Source organism: Brevundimonas sp. A19_0 (genome assembly GCF_017744255.1).
GTDB lineage: Bacteria > Pseudomonadota > Alphaproteobacteria > Caulobacterales > Caulobacteraceae > Brevundimonas.
The window spans coordinates 1-5,586 of record NZ_JAGHQP010000037.1 but is presented as its reverse complement, the minus strand read 5'-3'; the positions used below and the strand labels follow the sequence as shown (position 1 = coordinate 5,586).

At 69.4% G+C, this 5,586-nt stretch carries 4 protein-coding genes; all 4 read right to left on the bottom strand.

Annotated features, from left to right (window positions below):
* Positions 1-45: 45 nt before the first annotated feature.
* The gene (gene ileS / locus J7346_RS14815; RefSeq protein WP_209120743.1) at positions 46-2,985 is read right to left on the bottom strand and encodes an isoleucine--tRNA ligase; all 2,940 of its coding nucleotides are present in this window, start codon (positions 2,983-2,985) and stop codon (positions 46-48) included.
* A gap of 173 nt (positions 2,986-3,158) precedes the next feature.
* Complete coding sequence (locus tag J7346_RS14810; RefSeq protein ID WP_348521523.1) at positions 3,159-4,133, bottom strand: bifunctional riboflavin kinase/FAD synthetase; 975 nt, start codon at positions 4,131-4,133, stop codon at positions 3,159-3,161.
* Between the two features lies 1 nt (position 4,134).
* Positions 4,135-4,596, bottom strand: a complete 462-nt coding sequence (locus tag J7346_RS14805; RefSeq protein WP_209120741.1) for a MaoC family dehydratase — start codon at positions 4,594-4,596, stop codon at positions 4,135-4,137.
* Between the two features lie 38 nt (positions 4,597-4,634).
* On the bottom strand, positions 4,635-5,504 hold the full coding sequence (locus tag J7346_RS14800; RefSeq protein WP_209120740.1) for a TIGR01459 family HAD-type hydrolase: 870 nt from the start codon (positions 5,502-5,504) through the stop codon (positions 4,635-4,637).
* Between the last annotated feature and the right edge of the window lie 82 nt (positions 5,505-5,586).

Genomic DNA, 5,586 nt, shown 5'->3' with positions numbered 1-5,586 from the left:
CCCCTCACCCCCCAACCCCCTCTCCCCCGGGAGAGGGGAGGGCTATTACCTCTTCCGTGCGTCCAGCCAGCGGACGGCGTCGGCGTCGCGGGCGCTGAGGTCGGGGTAGTCGAGGTCTGAGCCGACGTCCGGCACGCGGCGCCAGGAGCGGGCGCATTTGGGGTGGTCGGCCGTGTCGATCCGGGCGGTGACCGTATCGCCGCCGGCTGACAGTTCGGCGCCCGAGGTGCGGAACACCTCGGCGGCATCCAGACCGTCGAATGCGGTCATCAGCTCGGCGGGCAAGGTGACCGTGGGCCAGGCATCAAGGGCGCCGCCGATGATCTTGTCGCGGCGGGCGGCCTCGAGGGCCTCATTGACGGTTTCCAGAACGGTCCAGACCTTGTCCCACCGCGCCGCCTCGGCGTCGTTCTGCCATTCGGCCGGGGTGTCGGGGATGATGCGGGCGCAGTTGGTGCCGGCCCCATCATCGCTCTGGGGGGGGTAGCGGGTGGTCCAGGCCTCTTCCATGGTGAAGGGAGTGAGGGGGGCCAGCCAGGCGGTCAGGCGCAGGAAGACCTCGTGCATGACGGTGCGGGCCGCGCGCCTGCGGATCGCATCGGGGCGGTCGCAGTAGAGGCTGTCCTTGCGCACGTCGAAATAGAGGGCCGACAGATCGCCCGAGCAGAATTCCAGCACCGGACGGATCACGTCCTGGAAGTCATAGGTTTCGTAGGCCTGACGTACCTGGCCATCCAGCTGCCACAGGCGGTGGAGGATGAAGCGTTCGAGCGGCGGCATCTGGTCCAGCGGCAGGCGCTCGGCCTCGTCGAAACCGGCCAGTGCGCCCAGCAGATAGCGGACGGTGTTGCGCAGCTTGCGATAGGCCTCGACCGTGGTCTGGAGGATCTGTTTGCCGATGCGCTGGTCCTCGGCATAGTCGACCAGGGCCACCCACAGACGCAGGATGTCGGCGCCCGACTCCTTGATGACGGTCGCCGGGTCGACGGTGTTACCCAGCGACTTGGACATCTTCTTGCCCTGCTCGTCCTGGGTGAAGCCGTGGGTCAGGACGGCCTTGTAGGGCGCGCGACCCCGGGTGCCGCATCCTTCCAGCAGGTTGGACTGGAACCAGCCGCGGTGCTGGTCGGAGCCTTCCAGATAGAGGTCGGCGGGCCAGTGCGAGGGGCGGTCGCCGTCGTAGCCCTGCTCCGGCGTACGGGGCTCGAGCGTGAAGGCGTGGGTGCAGCCCGAGTCGAACCAGACATCGAGGATGTCGGTGACCTTTTCGTACTGGGCCGGGTCATGGACGCCGAGGAAGTCGGCATCCGGGGTCTCGAACCAGGCGTCGGCGCCGCCCTCGCGGATGGCCGCGAGGATGCGGGCATCGACCGCGTCGTCGTGCAGCGGCTGGCCGGTGTGTTTGTCGACGAACATGGCGAGCGGCGTGCCCCAGGCGCGCTGGCGGCTGATCAGCCAGTCGGGGCGATCCTCGACCATGGAGCGGATGCGGTTCTTGCCCGCTGCCGGGTGGAAGGTGGTGGCGTCGATGGCCTTGAGCGCCGTCTCGCGCAGGGTCTCGCCCGCCTTCAGCGGCTGGTCCATGCGGATGAACCACTGGGGGGTATTGCGGAAGATGATGGGCGCCTTCGAGCGCCAGCTGTGCGGATAGGAGTGCTCCATCCGGCCGCGCGCCAGCAGATTGCCGGCCTCGATCAGCTTTTCGGTGACGACCTTGTTGGCGGCGCCGAACTTGCCGATCTTGTCCTTCTTGCCCTCGGTCTCCAGCACCTTGAGCCCGGCGAACAGGGGCACGTGCGGATAGTAGGCGCCGTCGGCGTCGACCGTCTCGGGCACTTCCTTGTGGCCGTGGGCCTTCCACACCTCATAGTCGTCGGCACCGTGGCCGGGGGCGGTGTGGACGAAGCCGGTGCCGGCGTCGTCGGTGACGTGGTCGCCCGCCAGCAGGGGGACGGCAAAGCCATAGCCGGGATCCAGCGCGGCCAGCGGATGGGCGCACTCCAGACCCGACGGATTGATGTCGCCGAGGCGGGTGAAGGTGGCGATTTTGGCGGCCTTGAAGACCTCTTCCGCCAGCTTGTCGGCCAGGATCAGCCGGTCGCCCGGCCTGGCCCAGGGCTCGAACTCCAGCCCCTCTTCCATGGCGGTGACCTCATAGACGCCATAGGCGATCTCGGGGCCGTAGCTGATGGCGCGGTTGGCCGGGATGGTCCAGGGCGTGGTCGTCCAGATGACGATGGCGGGCGTCGCGTGGCGGAAGGCCAGCAGGTCGTCGTCGTGGTCGTCGGTGGCGCCGGTGACCGGGAACTTCACCCAGATCGTGGGCGAGACATGGTCGTGGTATTCGATCTCGGCCTCGGCCAGGGCGGTGCGCTCGACCGGCGACCACATGACGGGCTTGGAGCCGCGATACAGCTGGCCCGAATTCTTGAACTTGTGGAACTCGGCGACGATGGCGGCCTCGGTGCCGTAGTCCATGGTGGCGTAGCGGTTGGCCCAGTCGGCGGTGACGCCGAGGCGCTTGAACTGCTCGCGCTGGACGTCGATCCAGCCCTCGGCATAGGTGCGGCAGGCGGCGCGGAATTCGGCCTTGGAGACCTCGTCCTTGCGGCGGCCCTTGGCGCGGAACTGTTCCTCGATCTTCCACTCGATCGGCAGGCCGTGGCAGTCCCAGCCGGGGACGTAGTCGACGTCATAGCCCAGCAGGAAGCGCGACCGGACCACGAAGTCCTTGAGCGTCTTGTTCAGCGCGTGGCCGATGTGGATGTCGCCGTTGGCGTAGGGCGGGCCGTCGTGAAGGACGTAGAGGGGGGCGTTCTGCGACTGGCGCTCGGCGCGCAGGCGGGCATAGAGGTCGCCCCAGGCCTCGAGGATCTCGGGCTCCTTCTTCGGCAGGCCGCCGCGCATGGGGAAGGGCGTCTCGGGCAGGAAGACGGTGTCGCGATAGTCGCGGGTGGTCGAAGCAGTGTCGCCGGTGTCGGCCATGAGGTCAGGTCTCGTGTCGTTGATCGTTCGCGTGGATTCTTTGGTTCCGCTACCGTTCGCCGCGCGGCGGCTCACTGCTTGAGCGGGGCATCCCGGCGTGCGCGAGGCGTCAGGCCTGCGGCGCTACGCCGGGCGGCTAATCGAAATCACACGGATCACGCGGACGGTCATGGTCAGGCGGGTCTAGCAGAGGCGGCGGGCGATGCGCCAGCCGAAAGCGCCAGCGCCGCGTGGGCGGCGGCGGCGTCGGCCTCGATCTGTACCTTGAGGGCGTCGAGGCCGTCGAAGGTCGCCTCGGGCCGGAGGAAGGCGACCAGATCGGTCTCGACCACCTGGCCGTAGAGGTCGCCGTCGAAGTCGAACAGCCAGACCTCGAGCAGGGGCTCGTCGGTCGGGTACATGGGGCGGACGCCGAGGCTGGCGACGCCGTCGATGAGCCGACCGTCGGGCAGGCGGGTGCGGGTGGCATAGACGCCGTAGGCCGGGCGCATATAGTCGCCGAGGGCGATATTGAGGGTCGGCACGCCGATGGTGCGGCCACGCTTGTCGCCGTGGATGACCTCGCCCTCGATGGCGAAGGGGCGGCCGAGGATGGCGGTGGCACGGGCCATGTCACCGGCCTTGAGGGCCTCGCGCACGGCGCTGGAGGACAGCTTCAGGCCATGAGCATCGTCGACGCGGGCGACCGGGCTGACGGTGAAGCCGGCGGTTTCGCCATAGCGGGCGAGGGCCTCGGGCGAGCCGGAGCGGCCCTTGCCGAAGGTGAAGTCAAAGCCGACAGCGGCATGCTTGATAGCCAGACCTGCGCCCAGCACCTCCAGCGCAAAGGCCTGATCGCTCAGGCCGGCCATCTCGCCGTCGAAGGGCAGGCGGTAGAGGCGGTCGACGCCGAGGCCGTCCAGCGCGCGCTCCATCTGGCCGGGAGACATCAGGCGAAAGGGGGCAGCGTCCGGCTGGAACCAGCGGCGCGGATGGGGATCGAAGCTGACCACGCCGAGGGGCAGGTCGCGCTGCCGGGCCACCCGGCGCGCGGCGTCGATGACGGCCTGATGCCCCCGGTGGACGCCGTCGAAGGCGCCGATGGCGACGGCCGCGCCCTGGGCGGAGGGCAGGAGGTCCCGCCAGGTCTCGATGACGGTGAGGGCCACGTCAGCCCTTTGCGGGGCGACGCCGGCGCGGCACGCGCACACTGGCCTCGCCATCCAGAACCAGCTGGTCGCCGACCAGACCCTCGCAGCGCAGGACCACGCGGGCCGATTCCGCATCGATGGAGGCGACGGTGACGCGGGCGATGACGGTGTCGCCGATCTTCACCGGCCGGTGGAAGGCGGTGTTCTGGCCGAGGAAGATGGAGCCCGCGCCCGGCAGGATCATGCCGACCACGGCCGAGCCGAAGGAGGCACTGAGCAGGCCATGGGCGATGCGACCGCGATAGGCGGTTTTCGAGGCAAAGGCCTCGTCCATGTGCAGGGGGTTGAAGTCGTCCGAGGCCTCGGCGAACTGCTGGATGCGGGCCTCGGTCACCTCGACGGCCTTTTCTGCCGTCATGCCGACGAACAGCTCGTCAAGGATGTATCCGCCCGAGGGGTGCGCGCTAACCGTCTGTGTCATCGGGCGGTGTTAGCGCCGGAATCGCGCGAAGGCGAGCCTTACCAGGCCAGTTCGAGGGCGGCGTAGCGGGCGGAAGTGCCTTCCTCGGCCAGCAGGGCACCGGCACGGGCGGGGTCGAGGGTGCCGTCGGTCCCCATGGCCTTTTCCCCATGGATGCCGCGCGCGATGAACAGGCAGTCCAGCCCCTGCTGTTCGGCGCCCAGCACATCGGTGATCCCGCCGTCGCCGATGCACAGCACGCGGGAGCGGTCGAGATCGTCGAGGCCCAGCCGACCGGCCTCGGCCAGCGACAGGTCATAGATGGGGGCAAACGGCTTGCCGGCCATGACCACCGGCCCGCCCAGCTGCTCATAGAGATCGGCCAGCGACCCGCCGCAGTAGATCAGGGTATCGCCCCGCTGGACCACCCGATCGGGGTTGGCGCAGATCAGCTCCAGCCCGCGCTGGGCGGCGGCCGACAGCTCGTCGCGGTAGTCCTCGGGCGTCTCGGTGGTGTCGTCGCGGGGGCCGGTGACCGACAGGAAGGCGGCTTCCCCGACCGCCTCGGTGCGAGTCAGCCCCAGGCCGGCATACAGGGGGGCGTCGCGCTCGGGCCCGATGATCAGGGCCGGACCGGGCGCGCGCTTCGCCAGCTCCATCCGCGTGGCATCGCCCGAGGTGACAAAGCCGTCCCAGGCCTCGCGCGGCACGCCGAGGCTGTCCAGCTGGGCGACAACGTCTGACGCCGGCCGCGGCGAGTTGGAGATCAGCACCACAGTGCCGCCCTGCTCGCGAAAGGCCTGAAGCGCGCCGCACGGCCCGGGCCAGCTTTCGCGCCCGTTGTGGATCACGCCCCAGACGTCACAGAGCAGCAGGTCATAGTCCTCGGCAACGGCAGACAGGCGGGGCAGGGGGGCGGGGTGCGTCATGGGCCGTGGTTAGCGGACGGACCGGGGCGGGGGAAGGGGACGAGGCAGTAGGCAGTAGGCAGTAGGCAGTATGGGCGTGAGT

Excerpts from the sequence above, each read along its gene's own strand:
- ileS (WP_209120743.1), bottom strand. The coding sequence starts at position 2,985 with ATGGCCGACACCGGCGACACTGCTTCGACCACCCGCGACTATCGCGAC.
- J7346_RS14805 (WP_209120741.1), bottom strand. The coding sequence starts at position 4,596 with ATGACACAGACGGTTAGCGCGCACCCCTCGGGCGGATACATCCTTGAC.
- J7346_RS14800 (WP_209120740.1), bottom strand. The coding sequence starts at position 5,504 with ATGACGCACCCCGCCCCCCTGCCCCGCCTGTCTGCCGTTGCCGAGGAC.